This window comes from Actibacterium sp. MT2.3-13A, from assembly GCF_018139985.1.
Lineage (GTDB): Bacteria > Pseudomonadota > Alphaproteobacteria > Rhodobacterales > Rhodobacteraceae > JAGSOU01.
On sequence record NZ_JAGSOU010000011.1, the window covers coordinates 40,244 to 61,562 of the forward strand.

Sequence of the window (21,319 nt, forward strand, 5' to 3'; positions counted from 1 at the left end):
GCCGTCCCTCCCGGCCAGGCGTAGGTTGGCGAAAAAATGCCAAGCCCACCCGGAGGAGAAAGACCTGTGGCTTACAAGACCATCCTGACCATCATCACCGACCCAGATCTCGCGACGAGCGCGCTGGAGTCCGCCATAACGCTATGCGGCCGCGAAGATGCACATCTGGACGTGCTTTGTCTTGGCGTCGATAGGACGCAGACGGGTTATTACTACGCCGGCACCAACGCGATGATTCAGCAGGAAACGCTGGAACGCGCGCAAAAAGAGGCCGGCGAGATCGAGACCGCGGCAAAACATCGCCTCTCCGTGGAAGGCATCAAATGGGGTTGCGAGACCGCCGTCGCGCAAATCGCCGGGTTGTCGCATCTGGTGGCCCAGCGCGCCCGGTTCAGCGATCTGGTGGTGATGCCCAAGCCCTATGGCGAAGGCCGCGCGATCGAGGACGAGGCCTCGGTCGAGGCGGCCATGTTCGATGGCAGGGCGCCGCTGCTGGTGATGCCGCAGGAAGCCGATTCGTCCTCCATCGGCCAGCGCGTGGTGATCGCCTGGAACCAGAGCGCCGAGGCGCTGATGGCCATTCGCGCGGCCCTGCCCGTGCTGCAGGCCGCCGAATTCGTGAACATCGCAATCATCGACCCGCCGCAGCACGGCCCCGACCGCTCGGACCCGGGCGGGGCGCTGTCGCAGTTCCTGTCGCGCCACGGGGTGAAGACCGAGATCTCGGTCCTGGCCAAGACCATGCCGCGGGTGTCGGATGTGCTGTGCCGGCACGTTCAGGACGTCAGCGCCGACATGGTGGTCATGGGCGCCTATGGCCATTCGCGCTTCCGCGAGGCGATCCTGGGCGGGGCGACCCGCAACATGCTCGAGAATACCGAGGTGCCCGTGCTGATGGCGCACTGACCGAAGGCCGGGGACGGATCAGGCGAAAACGCCGCCGTCCGAGTCGTCCCCGGTTTCATCCATCAAGCGCTCGAAATCGGGCACGGTGACGTGGCGCTTGCCTTCCAGTTCGATGACGCCGTCGCGTTTCAGCGCCGAGATCTGGCGGCTGACGGTTTCCAGCGTCAGGCCCAGGTAGTCGGCCATCGCCTCGCGCGTCAGCGGCAGGTCGAACACGATCTGGCCTTGGGTGGCCGAGAGTTTCAACGTGGCGTCGCGCCGGGCGATGATCGCCAGCAGCGAGGCGATCTTCTCTCGCGCGGTCTTGCGGCCCAGAAGCAGCATCCATTCCCGCGCCGCGTCCAGTTCGTCCAGCGTCATTTCCAGCAGGCGCTGGCCGATATGCGGGGTGCGCTGCATCAGATCCTCGAACGGCGCCCTGCGGAAGCAGCACATGGTCAGCCGGGTGGTCGCCGTGACGTCATAGGCGGCATGGTCCCGCCCCGGCCGGCCCACGAAATCCGAGGGCAGAAGAAGCCCCACCATCTGGGTGCGCCCGTCCTCCATCGTCTGGCTGAGGGTGGCGATTCCCTCCACCACCGAGGCGACGAAATCCATCCGGTCGCCCGACCAGATCACCGTCTGGCCCGGCTCGTAGCTGCGGTAATATTTCATCTGCTCCAGCATGCTCAGCTCATCGGCCTCGCAGCGCGCGCATACAGCTCTGTGGCGAATGGGGCAGTCCGCGCAATCCTGGTTGGCGATCTGGGTTTCGGAGCTGGACATGGGAACCACTAATTTTTGATTTCGATCAAGGTCGTTCAAATAACCCGTAACTAAAGGTAGGCGAATGAGAACCGAATCGCAACTGACGCGCCTCGGTCTATTTGACGCGCGAGTGCCACGGTATACGAGTTATCCCACGGCGCCACATTTTTCTGCGTCTGTAGGCGAGGCCGAATTCTCCGGGTGGATCCAGAAGATCCCGCCCGGAGCCCGGATTTCCCTTTATATCCACGTGCCGTTCTGCCGACGGCTGTGCTGGTTCTGCGCCTGCCGCACGCAGGGCACCAAGACGGACGCGCCCCTGCGCGCCTATCTCGAAACGCTGAAGGCCGAGCTCGCGATATTCGCCCGGCTGCTGCCCGAGGGTGTCACGCTGTCGCGGCTGCATTGGGGCGGGGGCACGCCGACGCTGCTGTCGGCCGACATGATGCGCGAACTCGCCGAGGCGATCCACGCGGTCGCCCCGCTCGGCGAGGGTGGCGAGTTCTCGGTCGAGATCGACCCCAACGAGATCGACGAGGAACGCATCGTCGCGCTGGCCGAGGCCGGGTTGAACCGCGCCTCGATCGGGGTGCAGGATTTCGACCCCGAGATCCAGACGGTGATCGGGCGCATCCAGAGCTACGACATCACCCGCGACGCGGTGGACCTGATCCGCGCCCACGGCGTGACCAGCCTGAATGCCGACATCCTGTTCGGCCTGCCGCATCAGTCGAAGGAGCGCATCGCCGAAAGCGTGCAGAAGCTGCTGTCGCTGTCGCCCGACCGGGTGGCGCTCTACGGCTACGCGCATGTGCCCTGGATGGCCAAGCGCCAGCAGATGATCCCGTCGGACGCACTGCCCACCCCGCAGGAGCGGCTGGCCCTGTTCGAGACCGCCCGCGAGCTGTTCCTTTGGGACGGCTATGCCGAGATCGGGATCGACCATTTCGCCCGCAAGGGCGACGGCTTGGAGGTCGCCCAGCGCACGGGCAGGCTGCGCCGCAATTTCCAGGGCTACACCGACGACACCGCCGAGGTGCTGGTGGGGCTTGGGGCCTCGTCGATCTCGCGCTTCCCGCAAGGCTACGCGCAGAACGCCTCCTCCACGTCGGTCTACACCCAGAGCATCCGCGACGGCCGCTTCGCCACCGCGCGCGGCCATGTCTTCAGCGACGAGGACAAGCTGCGCGGCCGCATGATCGAAGCATTGATGTGCGATTTCCGCATCGACGCCGCCGAGATCACCGGCCGCTTCGGCGTCTCGCAGGACAGGCTGCAGGCGATGTTCGGAGAGGTCGCCGACGCCTTCCCCGGCATGGTGGAGCTTGGGCCCGAGGGCCTGTCGATCCCGCCGCACGGCCGCCCGCTGACCCGGATGATCGCGCGCAGCTTCGATGCCTACGACCTGTCGAAGGCGGGCCACAGCTCGGCCATCTAGGCCGGGCGCGCCGCGCCTTCGACGAAATCCACCAGCCGCGGCAGGCAGACGGTCTCCAGATCGTAATGCCGCACCACATGCGCCCGCGCCGCCTGCCGGCGCGGCGCGGCCGCCTCCGGGTCGGCCAGTTCCTTGGTCATAGCCGCCGCCCAGCCCGCGACATCGAAGAAATCGACCAGCCGTCCGGTCGCGCCGTCGGCGACGACCTCCTGCACCGGCGGGGTGGCCGAGCCCAGGATGTTGCACCCCGCGCTCATCGCCTCCAGCAGCGACCAGGACAACACGAAGGGATAGGTCAGATAGGCGTGCACCCGGCTGATCTGCAGCACCGACAGGTAATCGCCATAGGGCAGGTTGCCCACGAAATGCACCCGCGACAGGTCCAGCCGGTCGGCGACCTCGGAGAGGAATATCTCCTTCCAGTTCCGGCCGGCGCCGGGCAGCGGGCTGTAGCTGCAGCCGTCGCCCCCCACGATCACCACCTGCGCCTCGGGGCGGGCCTTCAGCACCTCGGGCAGCGCGCGCAGGAAGACGTGGTAGCCGCGATAGGGTTCGAGGTTGCGGTTGACGAAGGTCAGCACCTCGTCGCCGGCCTTCAGCTCCGGGCCGCCCGGCACCGCGAAGCGCGCGCCCGGATCGGGGCGCACCTTGCCGGTGTCGATGCCGTCATGGATCACGCGGATCTTGCCGCGCAGATCAGCGGGAAAGGTGCTCGCCTGCCATTCGGTCGGCGCCAGCGCCGCGTCCGAGTCCGCCAGCGCCTGCAGCAGATGCGCCCGGCGCGAAGCGGTCATGATGCGCCGGGGCAGGTCCAGCGCGCCCAGTTCGGGGTCGAAGCCGCAGTCAAGCCCGGTCGCGGAATAGTAGAATTCCGCATAGGTCAGCAGGCGGGCCTCGGGAAAGACCTCTTTCAGGAACAGCGTCTCGCCCCAGCCCGGATGGCCGAAGATCACGTCGGGCACGAAGCCGTGCTTTTCCCGCAGCTTCCCGGCGGTCATCGCCGCCGCCGCGCCGCGCCGCGCCGCGATCGAATAGGCCGCGCCCAGCCCCTTCATCTCGGGCTCCTGGAAGCGGTAGCGCATATGCGGCAGCCTGAAGCCGCGCTTGTTGTCCTCGCTGGTGATGGCCAGAACCTGGTGGCCGCGCGCCTCCAGCGCCGGGGCGAGGTGCAGGAATTGCCCCGGATAGTTCTGGTGCACGAACAGGATCCGCATCGTCAGCCGGCCTTTGCCTTCAGGTCGAAGGCCGCCTCCATCAGGGTGCGGGTATAGCCATGCGACGGCGCGGCGAAGACCTGCTCGGCTGGGCCGGCCTCAACGATATCGCCCTGTTTCATCACGATCAGCTTGTGGCTGAGCGCGCGCACCACCTTCAGGTCGTGGCTGATGAACAGATAGGCCAGGTTGTGCCGTCGCTGCAGGTCGCGCAGCAGTTCGACGATCTGCACCTGCACGGTCATGTCCAGCGCCGATGTGGGCTCGTCCAGCACCAGGAGCTTCGGGCGCAGGATCATGGCCCGCGCGATGGCGATGCGCTGGCGCTGCCCGCCCGAGAATTCATGCGGGTAGCGGTGCATCATCGCCGGCTCCAGCCCGACCTCGGTCAGGATGTCGGCCACCATCTGCCGCTTGTCCTGCCCCGGCGCCACGCCATGCACGCCCAGCCCCTCGGCCACGATCTGCTCGATCGTCATGCGCGGGCTGAGCGACCCGAACGGATCCTGGAACACGATCTGCATGTCCCGGCGCAGCGGCCGCAGCTGGCGCGATTTCCAGCCCTGGATGTCCTGCCCCTCGTAGCGGATCGCGCCCTGCGACGAGATCAGCCGCATGATCGCCAGCGCCAGCGTGGTCTTGCCCGAGCCGGATTCCCCGACGATGCCCAGCGTCTCGCCCGCACGGACGGAGATCGAGGCGTCGTTCACCGCCTTCACATACCCCACCGTCCGCTTCATCAGCCCGCGCTGGATCGGGAACCAGACGCGCAGCGCCTCGGTGCGGACGACCTCGGGCGCGTCCTGCGGCACCGGGGCGGGGTGGCCGGCGGCCTCGGCGGCCAACAGCATCTGGGTGTAGGGGTGCTGGGGGCTGGCGAAGATCTCGGTCGTGGGGCCGGATTCGACGATCTCGCCGTCCTTCATCACGCAAACCCGGTCGGCGAAGCGGCGCACGATGCCGAGGTCATGGGTGATGAACAGCAGGCTCATGTCCTCGTCGCGCTTGAGGTCGACCAGCAGTTGCAGGATCTGCGCCTGGATGGTCACGTCGAGCGCGGTGGTGGGCTCGTCCGCGATCAGCAGGTCCGGGCCGTTGGCCAGCGCCATCGCGATCATCACCCGCTGCCGCTGCCCGCCCGACAGCTGATGCGGATAGGCGCCCAGCCGGCTTTCGGGGTCGCGGATGCCGACCTTGTGCAGCAGTTCCAGGATGCGCGCGCGCACCGCCTCGCCCGACAGTCCCTGATGCAGGCGGATGCTTTCTGAAAGCTGCTTTTCCAGCGTGTGCAGCGGGTTGAGCGAGGTCATCGGCTCCTGGAAGATGAAGCTGATGTCATTGCCACGCACCGCGCGCAGCCGCGCCTCGGGGGCGCCCACCATCTGCTGGCCGTTATAGGTGATCGAGCCTGTGACCGTCGCACTTTCGGGCAGCAGCGCCACGGTGGACAGCGCCGTCACCGACTTGCCGGAGCCGCTTTCGCCCACCAGCGCCACGGTCTCGCCCCGGTCCACGCGGAACGACACATTCTTCACCGCCGGATGATCCCTGCCATCCTGGCGGAAGCTGACGGACAGGTTCTGGACCTCGAGAACACCGCTCATTGGAAGGTCTTCCTCGGGTCGAACGCGTCGCGCACGCCTTCGAAGATGAAGACCAGAAGCGACAGCATGATGGCGAAGGTGAAAAACGCGGTGAAGGCCAGCCAGGGAGCCTGCAGATTCTGCTTGGCCTGCAGGGTCAATTCCCCCAGCGACGGCGCCGATGAGGGCAGGCCGAAGCCGAGGAAATCGAGGCTGGCCAGCGTGCCAATGGTGCCGGTGATGATGAAGGGCAGCAGCGTCAGCGTGGCCACCATCGCGTTGGGCAGCATGTGGCGGAACATGATCGTCCAGTTGCTGACCCCCAGCGCCCGGGCGGCGCGGACATATTCGAAATTGCGCGCGCGCAGGAACTCGGCCCGCACCACGCCGACCAGCGCGGGCCAGCCGAACAGAGCCGTCAGGAATACCAGCAGCCAGAAACTTCGCCCGAAGATCGCGAAGACGATGATGATGATGTAAAGCTGCGGGGTGGAGGTCCAGATCTCGATCACCCGCTGGAACACGAGGTCCAGCCAGCCGCCGAAGAAGCCCTGCACCGCGCCGGCGGTGATCCCGATGACCGAGGCCACCGCCGTCACGATCAGGGTGAAGAAGATCGACAGCCTGAAGCCGTAGATCACCCGCGCCACCACGTCGCGCGCGGTGTCGTCGGTGCCCAGAAGGTGCTGCGCATCGGGGGCCGAGGGCGCGGTGCCGCCGATATCGCTGATCGTGGAATAGCTGTAGGGGATCGGCGGCCAGATCACCCGGCCCTTCTCGATCCGCTCGCCCTCGATCATGCCGTCGGCGGCATCCTCGATCATGCCCTCGGGGTCATCCCAGCAGGCCTCCAGCCCGCCGGTGATGATCAGGCACTCGATCTCGATGTCGCGATAGACGGCCTCGGTCCGCAGGTCGCCGCCAAAGGCGGTCTCGGGATAGAAGCGGTAGATCGGGAAGAAGCTTTCGCCACGGTATTGCACATAGATCGGCTTGTCGTTGGCCAGCACCTCGGCGAACAGCGACAGGCCGAAGAGCACGGCAAAGACGATCAACGACCAGAAGGCGCGGCGGTTGCGCTTGAAGTTGCGCCAGCGGCGCTGGTTGAGCGGAGAGAGCGTGAACATCTCAGGTCTCCCGGCTTTCGAAGTCGATCCTGGGATCGACCAGCACATACATCAGGTCCGACAGCAGCCCGACCAGCAGGCCGATCAGGCCGAAGACATAGAGCGTGGCGAAGATCACCGGATAATCCCGCGCCACCGCCGCCTCGAAGCCCAGCCGCCCCAGCCCGTCGAGCGAGAAGATCGTCTCGATGATGATCGAGGCCCCGAAGAACACGCTGATGAACAGCCCCGGGAAGCCGGCGATGATGATCAGCATCGCGTTGCGGAAGACATGGCCGTAAAGCACCCCGCCCTCGCTCAGCCCCTTGGCCTTGGCGGTGATCACATATTGCTTCTTGATCTCGTCGAGGAAGGAATTCTTGGTCAGGAGCGTCAGCGTGGCGAAGCTGGAGATGGTCGAGGCCAGCACCGGCAGGGTGATGTGCCAGAAATAGTCGGCCACCTTGCCCAGCATCGACAGCTCGTCCCAGTTGTCCGAGGTCAGCCCGCGCAGCGGGAACCATTTGACGTAGGACCCGCCCGCGAGCAGCACCAGCAGCAGCACCGCGAACAGGAAGCCGGGGATGGCATAGCCCAGGATGATGGCGCCCGACGTCCAGGTGTCGAAGGGCGAGCCGTCCTTCACCGCCTTGCGGATGCCCAGCGGGATTGAGATCAGATAGGCGATCAGCGTCGACCACAGGCCCAGCGTGATCGAGACCGGCATCTTCTCGATCACCAGGTCCACCACGTCGATGGAGCGGAAATAGCTCTCGCCGAAGTCGAAGGTCAGGTAGTTGCCCATCAGGATCACGAAGCGCTCCATCGCGGGGATCTTCTGAACCTCGCATTCGGGCGCGTCGAAGGAGGGCTCTCCGGCGAAGCCCTCGGCGCAGACGATGCGGGAGAAGCCCATCTGCACCTCGAGCTCGTCGAGGAATTCCTGCGGCAGGCCGCGCGCGCCGACATAGCGATCCTCGGCCCCCATGCCCTCGCCCACGTCGCCGCCGCCGGCGATGCCCTGGAAGACATCGCCCTCGCCTTCGATCCGCGAGATGATCTGTTCGATCGGCCCGCCGGGGACCAGCTGGATAAGCGCGAAATTGATGATCATGATCCCCAGCAGCGTGGGGATGATCAGCAACAGCCGCCGTAGGATATAGGCGCCCATGTGCCCTGCTCTGCCTGTCGGTTCAGAAGGCCCCTGCGGCCTTCAGCTTTTCTGCTTTTTCAGCGTTGTACCACCAGAAATCCAGATTGCCCAACGCAAAGGGCGGGATCGGATCCGGATGCTCGTACATGTCGTAATAGGCCACCGTGTGCGTGTCCTTGTACCATTGCGGCACCCAGAAGCGTTCGGCCCGCAGCACCCGGTCCAGCGCCTTGACCGCGACCGACAGCTCCTCGCGGGTCCGGGCCTCCAGCACATGGTTAATCAGCGCATCCACCGCCGGGCTTTCCAGCCCCATCAGGTTGCGGGTCGAGGTCTGCGCGGTCTCCGAGCCGAAGAACTGCCTCAGACCCGCATCGGGGATGAAATCCATCGGGAACTGCGCCGTCACCATGTCGAAATCGTAGGTGCGCTCGCGGTTGGTGGCCTGGGCGTTGTCCACCCGCGAATGCACCGCGTCCACGCCCAGCCGGCGCAGGTTCTCGACATAGGGGTTGATCACCCGGTCGAAGGTCTGGCTGTCGTTCAGGAACTCGACCTTCAGCGTCTCGCCGGCGGCGTTGCGGCGGATGCCGTCGTCGCCCACCCGCCAGCCGGCCTCGTCCAGCAGGGCCGAGGCGCGGCGCAGGTTGCCCCGGTCGAGCTGACGCTTGCCCGAGGCGGGCGCCATCACCGCCTCGCCGTCCAGGACCCCCGCAGGCAGTTTCCCTGCCAGCGGCGTGAGCAGCGCCAGCTCCGCCTCCGAGGGCAGGCCCTCGGCGGCCAGATCGCTGTTTTCCCAGAACGAATGGATGCGGTCGTAGATGCCGTAGAACAGCGTCTCGTTGGACCATTCGAAATTGAACATCAGCCCGATCGCCTCGCGCACCCGCGGATCCTTGAACTGCGGCCGGCGCAGGTTGAAGACGAAGGACTGGCCGGTCGCCATGTCGCCCGAGGGCAGTTCGGTCTTGACCGCCCAGCCTTTCTCGATCGCGGGGAAATCGTAGCTGGTGGCCCAGATCTTCGACGAGGCCTCGTTGCGGAAGGTGTAGCTGCCCGCCTTGAAGCCCTCGAAGGCGGCGTTGTAATCGGCGTAGTATTCCACCCGCAGCCGGTCGAAATTGTTGCGCCCCCTGTTGATCGGCAGATCGGCGCCCCAGTAATCGGGGTCGCGTTGGTAGATCAGGGTCTGGCCGATCTCCATTTCCGCCAGAACGTAGGGGCCGGAGCCGAGGAAGGGCTCAAGCGAGCTGTCCTCGAGATCGCGGTTATTGGCCTCGTAATGTGCCTTGGAAAACACCGGCAGGCCGCCGACGCGCTGTGGCAGGTCGCGTTTCGGGAAATCCGCCCTGAAAGTGAATTTCACCCGGTGCGGCCCGAGGATCTCGGCGCTTTCGACCTGCTGGGCCAGGACATAGCGGAATTCCGGCAGGCCCTTTTCCAGGAACAGCTCGTAGGAGAACACCACGTCCTCGGCAGTCAGCGGCGTGCCGTCGGAAAACCGCGCCTCGGGGCGCAGGTTGAAGATCACCCAGGACCGGTCCTCGGGATATTCCAGGCTTTCGGCCAGCAGGCCGTAGGCCGCGCCGATCTCGTCGGCGGTGCCAGTCAGCAGCGATTCGTACATCACCGTGGACAGCGCCCCGGACCGGCCCTTGGTGGTGTAGGGGTTCATCGAATCGAACGCCCCGAAGGCCCAGACAGACATCTCGCCGCCCTTGGGCGCGTCCGGGTTGACGTAGTCGAGGTGCGGGAAACCGGCGGGATATTTCAGCTCCCCGAAGGTGGAGATGCCGTGCGCGACGATCACCTTCTCCTCGGCCCGCGCCTGCAGCGCCGCCAGCAGGAAGATCAGCGCCAGCGCCATCACCCCGAGGCCCGTGCGCAGCCTGTCGGCCAGGGCGGGGGTTGCGGTCACGGCGACGGCACGCGCGGGGCGGCTCTTCGGCATCGGTTTCCTCCAGCTTTCAGGCAGGACCTGCCCTGTTGTCCGCAACAGGCTACGGCCCGCGCCGCGGGCTATTCAAGTTGAGAATGCGTGAACGCGCGGCGAGGGCACAGAAAAAGGGCCGCCCCAAAGGGACGGCCCCGCAATGCCCGTGTCCCGCCGGATCAGTTGTCGAGCGAGTCGAGATAGGCGATCACGTCGGCGCGGTCCTCGATCTTCTTCAGGCCGGCGAAGGACATCGCGGTGCCCGGCGCGAAGCCCTTGGGGTTCTCGAGGAAGTGGTTCAGATTTTCCGGGGTCCAGACATCGGCCGCCGCTTTCAGTTTGCCGGAATATCCAAAGCCCGCGGCGCTCTCGACCTCGCGGCCGACCACGCCGTAAAGGAAGGGGCCGGTGCTGTTGGCGCCGTCTTCCAGCTTGTGGCAGGCCTTGCACTTGCCGAACACCTTGGCGCCCTTTTCCGGGTCGGCCGCAGCGAGGACATCGGCAAAGGCCACTTCTGCAACTTCTTCCCCGGCGCCTTCTGCTTCGCCGGTGTCGATGACATAGGCCTGTTCAGCGTGCTCACCATGCCCGCCCCCGATGCTGTACAGCGACTCCGCCGCCCAGCCGGCCAACAGGAAAATCAGCAGTGAGCCGCAGAGCGCGCCCAGCGTCTTGGTGAAGGTCATTGTGTCGAACATGTCGCGGTCCCGTTTTCTCCCGATTTGGGCGGTATCTATGCGCTTCCATAGTGCCGTGGCAAGGTATAGTTGGCCCTACCACCCGCCCGCGTGGCCCAGAAGTAACGCAAAGATGACCATGACAGCACGTATTGCCTTCCAAGGCGAACCCGGCGCCTACTCCCACCAAGCCTGCCGCGAGGCCCGCCCGGACATGGAGGCCATGCCCTGCCGGACCTTCGAGGACGCGATCGAGGCCGTGCGCAAGGGCGATGCCGAACTGGCGATGCTGCCGGTCGAGAACTCGACCTACGGCCGGGTGGCCGACATCCACCGCCTGCTGCCCGAATCCGGGCTGCACATCGTCGACGAGGCTTTCGTGCGGGTGCATATCAACCTGCTGGGGGTGAAGGGCGCGCGGCTGGAGGACGTGAAGACGGCGCAAAGCCACACCGTGTTGCTGGGGCAGTGCCGCGGGTTCCTGCGCGAGCATGGAATCGCCGCCGTCACCGGCGCCGACACCGCCGGCTCGGCCCAGCATATCGCCGAGCTGGGCGATCCCGCGCAAGCGGCGCTGGCCTCGGAACTGGCCGGCGAGATCTACGGGCTGAACGTGCTGGCCCGCCATATCGAGGACCATTCGAACAACACCACGCGCTTCCTGATCATGTCGCGCGAGATGGACCTCAAGCGCCGCGGCAGCGCCGGCATGATGACCAGCTTCGTGTTCCGCGTGCGCAACATCCCGGCCGCGCTCTACAAGGCGATGGGCGGCTTCGCCACCAACGGCGTGAACATGACCAAGCTGGAAAGCTACATGGTGGAGGGTTCCTTCCAGGCCACCCAGTTCTATGCCGACATCGAGGGCCACCCCGACGACCGCAACGTCCAGCTGGCGCTGGAGGAACTGGATTACTTCACCACGCATATGACGCTTCTGGGCGTCTTCCCAGCCGATCCGCGCCGGCGCTGAGGCTCAGCCCCCGCGCGCCGCGCCGCCGGCAAGCCGCGCCTCGATCTCGCGGGCGAATTTGCGCACGCCCTTGCGGTAGCGTTTCAGCAGCGAGCCCTTGGCCAGTCTCATCGACTGCACCAGCATCCGCCCCGGCAGGGTGCGCGGCTTCAGGACCAGCGTCACCTGCATCCGGGTCTGGCGGGGCGACAGCGCCACCAGGTCCACGGTCATCTGGCCCCGGACGCCGGCGCTTTCGGCCGCCAGCTCCAGACCTTCGGGGGGATCGGCGCGCAGCAGGTCCACGGTCACCTCGCGCGGCCTGCCGCGGAATTCGAAACGGGCCTCCCAGCCCATGCCGGGGCCGGGCCGGGACAGGCTGTCGGTGCGCATCACTTCGACCCCGCGGCGCAGCAGGCCGCGCTCGAAGGTCTCGAAATCCGTCGCCGCCGCGAAGACCGCTTCGATCGGGGCCGCGATATCTTCCTTCGCCGTGAACTGCATCTGCCTTGCCGCCGTCACCCTTCGCGGCCGCATTCTCCGGGCCGCCCTGCGCTTTGTCGCGTCAATCCAGCCGGTCCGCAAGCCAGTTTCTGAGCAGGAAATGCGCGATCGCCCCCCTGCGCGCGGGCAGAAGCGCGGTGTTTTCGCCGGCGAGGGCGGCCAGGATTTCCTCGCGGCTGGCCCAGCGCGCATCCTCGATCTCGGCGGGGTCGATGGTGATCTCGCGGTTCAGCGCCACGCCGCGGCAGCCGACCATCAGCGAGGCCGGGAAGGGCCAGGGCTGGGACGCCAGGTAGCGCACCGCGCCGACCCGGATGCCGGATTCCTCGAAGACCTCGCGGCGCACCGCGGCCTCCAGCGTCTCGCCCGGCTCCACATAGCCCGCCAGCAGCGAAAACATCCCCTCCGGCCAGCCGTGAGAGCGCCCCAGAAGCACCGAATTGCCATGCGTGATCAGCATGATCACCACCGGGTCGGTGCGCGGGAAATGCTGGGCGCCGCAGGCCGGGCAGTCGCGCTGCCAGCCGGCCATGGCGATGCCGCTCTCGGCCCCGCATCTGGCGCAGAAGCGGTGACTGATCTGCCAGCCGAACAGCGCGCGCGCCATCGCCGCCAACTCAGCCTCGCGCTGCGACAGCCGGGTCATCACCCCGCGCAGCTCGGCGAAGGCCGTGTCGTCCGGCAGTTCGGGGTGGCGCTGTTCGCTGGGGTCGAAGAACTGGTGCAGCGTCTCGGGCAGTTCCGCCGGCTCCCAGGACGACAGGTCGATGGCGAAACGGGCGCCCCCGGCGTCGAGGCCGAGGAACAGCGCCTCCCCCTCCTGCCCGCGGGCCACGACGTGATCGGGCGCGATCCAGCCCAGCCGGTCGCGCGCCTCGCCGGCGACCAGCGGCTTGCCGCGCCACAGCGGCAGCACCCGCGCGCCGGTCCCCGCCCACAGCCGCCCGAGGGCCGCCGCATCGCCGCGCAGATGCGCCGCCCGGTCCAGCCCTGAGCCTCCGAAAGTCACGGTTTCCGCATGCCGCATGGTCCCTGCCCCTCCTGTTCGTCCGCGGCTTTCCCGCCGCCCGGCCACCTGCCGGGCGCGCGCGGCGCCCACCCCGGAGATGGAATTTCGTTTCGCGATTCGCCCTTGACGGGTTTACTGTCATACCCGCGTCACGGCCAATGCCTAGCGAGAGGCTCAAAGGATTTACCGTGGGAGGCTCCAATGGCCCATAACAGATATTTCAACATGAACCGCCGGACATTCCTTGCCGGCACGACAGCGGGGGCATCGTTGATCGCGCTGCATCCTTTTTCGGCCCATGCGGCCGCCAATCAGGCGCATCTGCGCCTGATGGAAACCACCGACCTGCATGTCCATGTCTACCCCTACGACTACTACTCGGACCGTCCGGTGGACACGGTGGGGCTCGCCCGCACCGCCGCGCATATCAACGCCGTGCGCGCCGAGGCGACCAATGCGCTGCTGCTGGACAACGGCGACTTCCTCCAGGGCAACCCGATGGGCGATTACATCGCCTATGAGCGCGGCATGAAGGAGGGCGACCTGCACCCGGTGATCACCGCGATGAACACCCTGGGCTTCGACGCCTCGACCCTCGGCAACCACGAGTTCAACTATGGGCTCGACTTCCTGATGAAGTCTCTGGCGGGCGCCGATTTCCCCTTCCTCAGCGCCAACGTGGTCAAGGAGATGGGCGCGGCGCCCACCGCCGACACGACGCTGATCAAGCCCTACATGATCCTGGAGCGCCAACTCACCGACGGCGCGGGCAACACCCATCCGATCAAGGTGGGCCTGATCGGCTTCGTCCCGCCGCAGATCATGAACTGGGACCGCCGCCACCTGGAAGGCAAGGTGCAGACCCGCGACATCGTCGCGACCGCCCGCGCCTACGTCCCCCAGATGAAGGAGGAAGGCGCCGACATCATCGTCGCGCTCAGCCACTCCGGCATCGGCGCGGCCGACCACGTCGAGGGGATGGAGAACGCCTCCGTCCCGCTGGCCGCGGTGGACGGCATCGACGCGATCCTGACCGGCCACAGCCACCTCGAATTCCCCGGCCCGCGGTTCAAGGATTTCCCCGGCGTCGACCCTGAGAACGGCACCATCCACGGCAAGCCGGCGGTGATGGCCGGGTTCTGGGGCTCCCACATGGGGCTGATCGACCTTCTGCTGGAGCGCGAGGGCAACGCATGGCGCATCGCCGCGCACAGCTCGGAACTGCGCCCGATTTTCAAGCGCAACGAGGACCGCTCGATCACCGCGCTGGTAGACAGCGCGCCAGAGGTGCTGGCCTCGGTCGCCGCGGAGCATGACCAGACGCTTGCCTACGTTCGCCGCGCGGTGGGCAAGACCGCGGCGCCGCTGCACAGCTATTTCGCCCTGGTGGCCGACGACCCGTCGGTGCAGATCGTCTCCATCGCGCAGCAATGGTATATCGGACAGATGCTCAAGGGCTCCGAACATGAGAGGCTGCCGATCCTGTCGGCGGCGGCACCCTTCAAGGCCGGGGGTCGCGGCGGGCCGGAATATTACACCGACGTGCCCGCGGGCGACGTGGCGATCAAGAACGTGGCCGACCTCTATCTCTACCCCAACACCGTGCGCGCCGTGCGCGTGACCGGCGCGCAGGTCAAGGAATGGCTGGAGCGCTCGGCCGGAATGTTCAACCAGGTCACGCCGGGCCAGCCCGACCAGGTGCTGCTGAACCCCGACTTCCCCAGCTACAATTTCGACGTGATCGACGGCGTGAATTACGAGATCGACCTCAGCCAGCCCTCGAAATACGAAGCAAAGACCGGCGAGGTGGTGAACCCCGACGCCAACCGCATCGTGAACCTGACCTATCAGGGCCAGCCGGTCGACCCGGAGGCCGAATTCGTCATCGCCACCAACAACTACCGCTCCGGCGGGGGCGGGCATTTCCCGGGCGCCGACGGCTCGACCGTGATCTTCGAGGCGCCGGACACCAACCGCGACGTGATCGTGCGCTATATCGTGGAACAGGGCACCATCAACCCGACAGCGGACGGCAACTGGCGGTTCAAGCCGCTGCCGGACACCACGGTGCTGTTCGATACCGGCCCCAAGGCGGCGCAATACGCCGACAAGGTGCCGGGCGTGTCGATCGAACCTGCGGGAGAGGGCCCCGACGGATTCGCCCGCTTCCGCATCCGGCTGTGAGCCGGACCACGAAACCCAATAAAGGGCGCCGCAACTGGCGCCCTTTCCCGTGCTGAGCCGCCCTTGCGAATCCGGGCCGCGCGCCCTATGTAGCGGCTTGAGAGGTTGGCGCGGGCGAGCGCCTCGCCAACCCGGTCAGGTCCGGAAGGAAGCAGCCGTAACGAGTCCCGCTTGGGTCGATGTCCAGCCTCTCACCTCACGCAACCGCGCCGTCGGCGCCCAATCTGCCCAAGGAGGACTATTGATGACTGTTTCCGTGTCCCGCCGGGCAGAGCGTTTCTGAGCGTCTCCGACGCCCCCCTCTGCCTGACCCACCGACCGTTTCGCCCGCGAGCGCGGCGCGATGGTTCGTGCTGTTTTCGGACAAGGCAGACTGACCGATGTCACTTTCTCTTCCGGACCTGGGATGGTCCTCCTTTTTCGCCGGCCAGTGCGCGGATGCCACCGGCCGCCCCTTTCGCATCGCCGAGGTTCACCGCGACCGGCTGACCGGCCTCTCGCCCGAGGGCGAGGCGACGCTCATCTGCGGCGCCGGGCTCAGCACCGGCGACATCGCCGTGGGCGACTGGGTTCTCGCCGACGCGGCCGGGCGGATCACCCGCCTGCTCGACCGGCGGACCGAGATCAAGCGCCGCGCCGCCGGCACCGACGCCCAGGCGCAGCTGATCGCGGCCAATGTGGACGTGCTGTTCCTCACCTCTTCCTGCAACGCCGACTTCAACCCGGCGCGGTTGGAACGCTATCTGGCGCTGGCCCGCAACGCTGGCGCCTTTCCGGTGCTGTTGCTGACCAAGGCCGATCTGAGCGAGGACGCCCGCGACTACACCCAAAGGGGCGGGCGGCTGGACCCGATGTTGCCGGTGCTGACCATCGACGCGCGCAACCCGGCCGATCTGGCGCAGGTCGCTGCTTGGGTGCGGCCGGGACAGACGGCGGCACTGCTGGGATCCTCCGGGGTGGGAAAATCCACCCTGCTCACCGGGCTCACCGGGGTGGAAGCGCCGACCCAGGGCATCCGCGAGGATGACGCCAAGGGCCGGCACACCACCACCGCCCGGGCGCTGCGGCGGATGTCCAATGGCGGCTGGCTGATCGATACGCCCGGCATGCGGGCGCTTAGGCTGACCGATGCCGAAAAGGGCATCGGCGCGGTTTTCGGGGATATCGAGGCGCTGGCGCAAAGCTGCCGATTCTCCGATTGCAGCCATGAGACGGAGCCGGGCTGTGCCGTGCAAGCGGCAATCGCCACGGGCGATCTCGACCCCGCGCGACTGGACCGCTGGCGCAAGCTGCACAGGGAGAACGCTCGCAACAGCGAAACCCTGGCGCAGGCCCGCGCCCGCGACAAGGATTTCGGCAAGATGCTGCGCCGGGTGAAATCCGACCTCAAGGGGCGCAAGGGCCACTGACGCCCGCCGCCTCTTTTCCCCCGCGCCCGCCCCCGGGCGCGGGGGCCACTGGACCTCGCGCCGCCCAGCCAATAGATTCACCGGACAGAATCCCCGACCCACAGGTAGCCTCTTGTCCGACAGCCCCGCCTATCAGGTCCTCGCCCGCAAATACCGCCCCGCCACCTTCGCCGACCTGATCGGGCAGGAGGCGATGGTGCGCACGCTGGAAAACGCCTTCAAGGCCGACCGCATCGCGCAGGCCTTCATCCTGACGGGCATCCGCGGGACCGGCAAGACGACCACCGCGCGGATCATCTCCAAGGGGATGAACTGCATCGGGCCGGATGGCACCGGCGGCCCCACGACCGAGCCCTGCGGAGTATGCGAGCATTGCGTGGCCATCGCCGAAGGGCGCCATGTGGACGTGATGGAGATGGACGCGGCCTCGCGCACCGGCGTCGGTGACATCCGCGAGATCATCGACTCCGTGCATTACCGTGCGGCCTCGGCGCGCTACAAGATCTACATCATCGACGAGGTTCACATGCTCTCGACCAGCGCGTTCAACGCGCTGCTCAAGACGCTGGAGGAGCCGCCCGCGCATGTGAAGTTCATCTTCGCCACCACCGAGATCCGCAAGGTTCCGGTGACCGTGCTCAGCCGCTGCCAGCGCTTCGATCTGCGCCGGATCGAGCCCGAGGTGATGATCGCGCATCTGCAAAAGATCGCGGGGCTGGAGGGCGCCGAGATCGCCGAGGACGCGCTGGCGCTGATCACGCGCGCCGCCGAAGGCTCGGTCCGCGACGCGATGAGCCTTCTGGATCAGGCCATCGCCCACGGCGCAGGCGAAACCACGGCCGAGCAGGTGCGCGCCATGCTGGGTCTCGCCGACCGCGGCCGGGTGCTGGACCTCTTCGACATGATCATGAAGGGCGACGCGGCGGGCGCGCTGTCCGAGCTTTCGGCGCAATACGCCGACGGCGCCGACCCGATGGCGGTCCTGCGCGACCTGGCCGAGATCACGCACTGGATCTCCGTCATCCAGATCACGCCCGAGGCCGCCGACGACCCCACCGTCTCGCCCGACGAACGCGCGCGCGGGCAGGCCATGGCGCAGGCGCTGCCGATGCGGGCGCTGACGCGGACCTGGCAAATGCTTCTCAAGGCTCTGGAAGAGGTCGCGCAGGCCCCCAACGCCATGATGGCGGCCGAGATGGCGATCATCCGGTTGACCCATGTCTCCACCCTGCCCTCGCCCGAGGAACTGGTGCGCAAGCTGCAATCGACACCCCCGCCCCCGGCCCCGCCGTCGGGCGGCGGCGGCGCGCCCGCCCCGGGCCCGGCCATGGGCGGCGGTCCGGCCATGGCCAGGTCGCGCGCGCCGGTCTCCTCCGGCGGCGGCCCGGTGGCCGCGCTGGCGCAGGCGCCCGACACCTCGCTCGCCCGCTACGCGCGCTTCGAACAGGTGGTCGAGCTGATCCGCGCCCAGCGCGACGTGAAACTGCTGGTCGAGGTGGAAACCACCCTGCGGCTGGTCAGCTACTCCCCCGGCCGGATCGAGTTCGAGCCGACCGAGGACGCGCCGCGCGACCTCGCCGCCCGGCTGGGCAGCCGGTTGCAGGCCTGGACCGGCGTGCGCTGGGGCGTGTCGGTCGTGGGCTCGGGCGGGGCCGCCACCATCGCCGAGGAGCGCGACGCCGAACGCCTCGTGCTGGAGGAAAAGGCCAAGGAACACCCGCTGGTGCAGGCCGTCCTTGCCGCCTTTCCCGAAGCGAAGATCACCGATATCAGAACCCCCGAAGCCCTCGCCGCCGAAGCGCAGGCCGAAGCCCTGCCCGAGGTCGAGGATGAGTGGGACCCGTTCGAGGAAGATTAAGGAGAACGACATGTTCAAAGGTTTGGGCGCCATGGGCGACATGGCCAAGATGATGAAGGCCGCCAAGGAGATGCAGGGCAAGGTGGCCGAACTGCAGGAACAGCTGCATACCATGACCGTGGTGGGCGAGGCCGGCGCCGGCCTGGTCAAGGCCACGGCAACCGCCAAGGGCGATCTGACCGGGCTCGACATCGACCCGTCGATCTTCAACCCCGACGACAAGGAAGTGGCCGAGGACCTGATCCTCGCCGCCATCAAGGACGCCCAGGCCAAGGCGCATGAGCGCGCGCAGCAGGAGATGCAGAAACTGACCGAGGGCCTCGGCCTGCCCGCGGGCATGAACATCCCCCTCTGAGCGCCATGTCCGACGCCACCCGCGACATCGAGACCCTGATCGAGATGATGGCCAGGCTGCCCGGCCTCGGCCCCCGCTCGGCCCGTCGCGCGGTGCTGCACCTGATCAAGAAGCGCGAACTGCTGCTGACGCCGCTGGCCGACGCCATGCATGTGGTCGCGGCCACGGCGCGCGAATGCGCGCGCTGCGGCAATATCGGCACCACCGAGATCTGCGACATCTGCCGCGACGAACGCCGCGCCACCGGCGAGCTCTGCGTGGTCGAGGACGTGGCCGATCTCTGGGCGATGGAGCGCGGGCAGGCCTTCAAGGGCCGCTACCATGTGCTCGGCGGCACGCTCTCGGCGCTCGATGCCATCGGGCCGGACGAGCTGCGCATCCCTCGGCTTGTCCAACGGGTGAAGGACGAGGGCATAACCGAGGTTATCCTGGCGCTCAACGCCACAGTCGATGGTCAGACCACCGCCCATTACATCGCCGACCAGCTGGAGGGGGCGGGCGTGCGCGTGACCTCTCTCGCCCAGGGCGTGCCCATCGGCGGCGAGCTCGACTATCTCGACGACGGCACCATCTCGGCCGCGCTGAAGGCGCGCAAAAGCTTCTGATCCGCGTCCTCGCGGCCTCTGGGCCGTCCTTGGGATCGGGCCCGCCCGGACAGCGCGACCACCATCGTCACCGCCTCCATGAAAAAACCCGGGCGCAGGGGCCCGGGTTCTCGCAGACGCGCAAAGGCGGGGCGCGATCAATCCTCGTCTTCGTCCTCGTCCTTGTCGTTCGGCAGGTTGAAGAAGCTGTCCGCGTCGGGCAGTTTGTCTTCCTTCTCGTCCTCGTCCCGGCCGCCCAGGGTAAAGGTCTCCAGCCCCGAGATCGCAGTCGGGATCCGCGGCTCGGTCTCCATGCCCAGCGACTGCTCGGTCGAGACCAGCTTGCGCCGTTCGTCATCGGTCATCACCGCGCCCTCGGCGGCCTTCTTGGCGGCGGCCTTCTGCACGGCGGAGTCGAGCTCCGACTGCTTGCACAGGCCCAGCGCCACCGGGTCGATGGGCTGGATGTTGGAGATGTTCCAGTGGGTGCGCTCGCGGATCGACTGGATCGTCGGCTTGGTGGTGCCCACCAGCTTCGAGATCTGGCCGTCCGTCAGCTCCGGATGGAACTTGACCAGCCACAGGATCGCGGCCGGGCGGTCCTGCCGCTTGGACAGCGGCGTGTAGCGCGGGCCGCGGCGCTTTTCCTCGCCCACGGCGGCGGGGTTGAACTTCAGCTTCAGCTTGTGGAGCGGATCGGCCTCGCCCTTCTCGATCTCTGCCTCGGTCAGCTGGTTGTTGGCGATCGGGTCGAAGCCCTTCACGCCCGCGGCCACGTCACCGTCGGCGATCCCCTGGATCTCAAGCTCGTGCAGGCCGCAGAAATCGGCAATCTGCTTGAAGCTCAGCGTCGTGTTGTCCACCAGCCAGACGGCGGTTGCCTTTGCCATAATCGGTTTGGCCATCAAAGCACTCCTTCAGATACGTCTCTCCCGTGCCGGGAAAACGGCGGGTCCGCTGGACCTGATCCTCGTTTTCAGGGAGAGTTCGATCCGTATATAGTGTTCCCGGCCCCCGGAGAAAAGAGGAAATGCGCTGGCTTGCCCTTCTGTTACTGAGCGTCAGCCTCGCCCGGGCCGAGGGCGAGGAGGCCGGCGACTTCGACTACTACATCCTGTCGCTCAGCTGGTCGCCGACATGGTGCGTGCAGGAGGGCGCAGCGCGGAACGCTCCGCAATGCGACGAGGACGCCGATTTCGGCTGGATACTGCACGGGCTCTGGCCGCAATACGCCGAGGGTTGGCCCAGCTTCTGCCGCTCGCCCCAGCGCGACCCCTCGCGCGCCGCCACCCGCGCCATGGCCGACATCATGGGCTCGTCCGGCCTGGCCTGGCACCAGTGGAAGAAGCACGGCCGCTGCTCCGGCCTCCCGGCCGAGGACTATTTCGACGCCGCCCGCCGCGCCTTCGAGGCCGTGAACCGGCCCGAGGTCTTCCGCCGGCTCGACCGTGCCGTCAGGCTGCCCGCCGCGGTGGTGGAAGAGGCGTTCCTGCAGGCCAATCCCGATTGGGAACCCGACATGCTGACCGTCACCTGCAAATCCGGCCGCATCCAGGAGGCCCGCCTGTGCCTGACCCGCGACCTGCGCCCCCGCCCCTGCGGGCCGGACGTGGCGCGCGACTGCACGCTCGACGACGCGCTGCTTGAGAACATCAAATAGCCCCGCCGCCTTCTTCTTGGCAAAAATACTCAAGGCGCGCCGCCCGC

19 protein-coding genes and 1 other RNA gene are annotated in these 21,319 nt (G+C 67.1%); 10 read left to right on the plus strand and 10 right to left on the minus strand.

The window, feature by feature from the left end; all coding sequences use genetic code 11:
- The first annotated feature begins 66 nt into the window (after positions 1 to 66).
- Positions 67 to 906, plus strand: coding sequence for a universal stress protein (locus tag KCI33_RS11220; RefSeq protein WP_212524882.1), 840 nt, complete (start codon positions 67 to 69; stop codon positions 904 to 906).
- A gap of 18 nt (positions 907 to 924) precedes the next feature.
- Here the strand turns inward: KCI33_RS11220 and fnrL are convergent, their stop codons facing one another.
- A complete protein-coding gene (fnrL, locus tag KCI33_RS11225; protein ID WP_212524883.1) occupies positions 925 to 1,671 on the minus strand; it encodes a transcriptional regulator FnrL in 747 nt (248 codons plus the stop codon).
- 64 nt (positions 1,672 to 1,735) lie between these two features.
- Here fnrL and hemN point away from each other — a divergent pair, with 64 nt between their 5' ends.
- Positions 1,736 to 3,091, plus strand: coding sequence for an oxygen-independent coproporphyrinogen III oxidase (hemN, locus tag KCI33_RS11230; protein WP_212524884.1), 1,356 nt, complete (start codon positions 1,736 to 1,738; stop codon positions 3,089 to 3,091).
- On the opposite strand, the gene KCI33_RS11235 is transcribed toward hemN, so the two are convergent.
- The 6 genes from KCI33_RS11235 to KCI33_RS11260 all read right to left on the minus strand — a co-directional run bounded on the left by KCI33_RS11235 (position 3,088) and on the right by KCI33_RS11260 (position 10,778).
- Entirely contained in the window at positions 3,088 to 4,305 is a 1,218-nt protein-coding gene (locus tag KCI33_RS11235) for a glycosyltransferase (RefSeq protein WP_212524885.1), read from the minus strand. The genes hemN and KCI33_RS11235 overlap by 4 nt on opposite strands.
- Before the next feature lie 2 nt (positions 4,306 to 4,307).
- Entirely contained in the window at positions 4,308 to 5,909 is a 1,602-nt protein-coding gene (locus KCI33_RS11240; RefSeq protein WP_212524886.1) for an ABC transporter ATP-binding protein, read from the minus strand.
- Entirely contained in the window at positions 5,906 to 7,015 is a 1,110-nt protein-coding gene (locus KCI33_RS11245) for an ABC transporter permease (protein ID WP_212524887.1), read from the minus strand. Before KCI33_RS11245 ends, KCI33_RS11240 begins: the two co-directional genes overlap by 4 nt.
- Position 7,016: 1 nt before the next feature.
- Positions 7,017 to 8,165 carry an ABC transporter permease subunit gene (locus KCI33_RS11250; RefSeq protein ID WP_212524888.1) on the minus strand — a complete coding sequence of 383 codons (1,149 nt, stop codon included), beginning with the start codon at positions 8,163 to 8,165 and terminating at the stop codon, positions 7,017 to 7,019.
- A gap of 22 nt (positions 8,166 to 8,187) precedes the next feature.
- Positions 8,188 to 10,098, minus strand: coding sequence for an extracellular solute-binding protein (locus tag KCI33_RS11255; protein WP_212524889.1), 1,911 nt, complete (start codon positions 10,096 to 10,098; stop codon positions 8,188 to 8,190).
- Between the two features lie 161 nt (positions 10,099 to 10,259).
- Entirely contained in the window at positions 10,260 to 10,778 is a 519-nt protein-coding gene (locus KCI33_RS11260) for a cytochrome c family protein (protein WP_212524890.1), read from the minus strand.
- A gap of 118 nt (positions 10,779 to 10,896) precedes the next feature.
- Here KCI33_RS11260 and KCI33_RS11265 point away from each other — a divergent pair, with 118 nt between their 5' ends.
- Positions 10,897 to 11,730 (plus strand): prephenate dehydratase, encoded by an 834-nt coding sequence (locus KCI33_RS11265; RefSeq protein WP_212524891.1) that lies wholly within the window; start codon positions 10,897 to 10,899, stop codon positions 11,728 to 11,730.
- A gap of 3 nt (positions 11,731 to 11,733) precedes the next feature.
- On the opposite strand, the gene KCI33_RS11270 is transcribed toward KCI33_RS11265, so the two are convergent.
- Positions 11,734 to 12,213, minus strand: a complete 480-nt coding sequence (locus KCI33_RS11270; RefSeq protein ID WP_212524892.1) for an SRPBCC family protein — start codon at positions 12,211 to 12,213, stop codon at positions 11,734 to 11,736.
- Between the two features lie 61 nt (positions 12,214 to 12,274).
- Positions 12,275 to 13,240, minus strand: a complete 966-nt coding sequence (gene nudC / locus KCI33_RS11275) for an NAD(+) diphosphatase (RefSeq protein WP_212524893.1) — start codon at positions 13,238 to 13,240, stop codon at positions 12,275 to 12,277.
- A gap of 183 nt (positions 13,241 to 13,423) precedes the next feature.
- On the opposite strand from nudC, the gene KCI33_RS11280 reads away from it, so the two are divergent.
- The 6 genes from KCI33_RS11280 (at position 13,424) to recR (ending at position 19,633) form a co-directional block, all read left to right on the plus strand.
- On the plus strand, positions 13,424 to 15,406 hold the full coding sequence (locus tag KCI33_RS11280) for a bifunctional 2',3'-cyclic-nucleotide 2'-phosphodiesterase/3'-nucleotidase (RefSeq protein WP_212524894.1): 1,983 nt from the start codon (positions 13,424 to 13,426) through the stop codon (positions 15,404 to 15,406).
- 98 nt (positions 15,407 to 15,504) lie between these two features.
- An RNA gene (ffs, locus tag KCI33_RS11285) (signal recognition particle sRNA small type) lies at positions 15,505 to 15,603 on the plus strand.
- 183 nt (positions 15,604 to 15,786) lie between these two features.
- Positions 15,787 to 16,815, plus strand: coding sequence for a ribosome small subunit-dependent GTPase A (gene rsgA, locus KCI33_RS11290; RefSeq protein WP_212524895.1), 1,029 nt, complete (start codon positions 15,787 to 15,789; stop codon positions 16,813 to 16,815).
- A gap of 112 nt (positions 16,816 to 16,927) precedes the next feature.
- A complete protein-coding gene (locus KCI33_RS11295) occupies positions 16,928 to 18,673 on the plus strand; it encodes a DNA polymerase III subunit gamma/tau (RefSeq protein WP_212524896.1) in 1,746 nt (581 codons plus the stop codon).
- A 10-nt stretch (positions 18,674 to 18,683) separates the two neighbouring features.
- Entirely contained in the window at positions 18,684 to 19,028 is a 345-nt protein-coding gene (locus KCI33_RS11300; RefSeq protein WP_212524897.1) for a YbaB/EbfC family nucleoid-associated protein, read from the plus strand.
- A 5-nt stretch (positions 19,029 to 19,033) separates the two neighbouring features.
- On the plus strand, positions 19,034 to 19,633 hold the full coding sequence (gene recR / locus KCI33_RS11305; protein ID WP_212524898.1) for a recombination mediator RecR: 600 nt from the start codon (positions 19,034 to 19,036) through the stop codon (positions 19,631 to 19,633).
- Positions 19,634 to 19,770: 137 nt separating this feature from the next.
- Here recR and KCI33_RS11310 read toward each other — a convergent pair whose 3' ends face one another.
- Positions 19,771 to 20,517 (minus strand): cell cycle transcriptional regulator TrcR, encoded by a 747-nt coding sequence (locus tag KCI33_RS11310; protein WP_212524899.1) that lies wholly within the window; start codon positions 20,515 to 20,517, stop codon positions 19,771 to 19,773.
- Between the two features lie 125 nt (positions 20,518 to 20,642).
- Between KCI33_RS11310 and KCI33_RS11315 the strand changes: the two genes are divergently transcribed.
- On the plus strand, positions 20,643 to 21,272 hold the full coding sequence (locus KCI33_RS11315) for a ribonuclease T2 (protein WP_212524900.1): 630 nt from the start codon (positions 20,643 to 20,645) through the stop codon (positions 21,270 to 21,272).
- Positions 21,273 to 21,319: the final 47 nt, after the last annotated feature.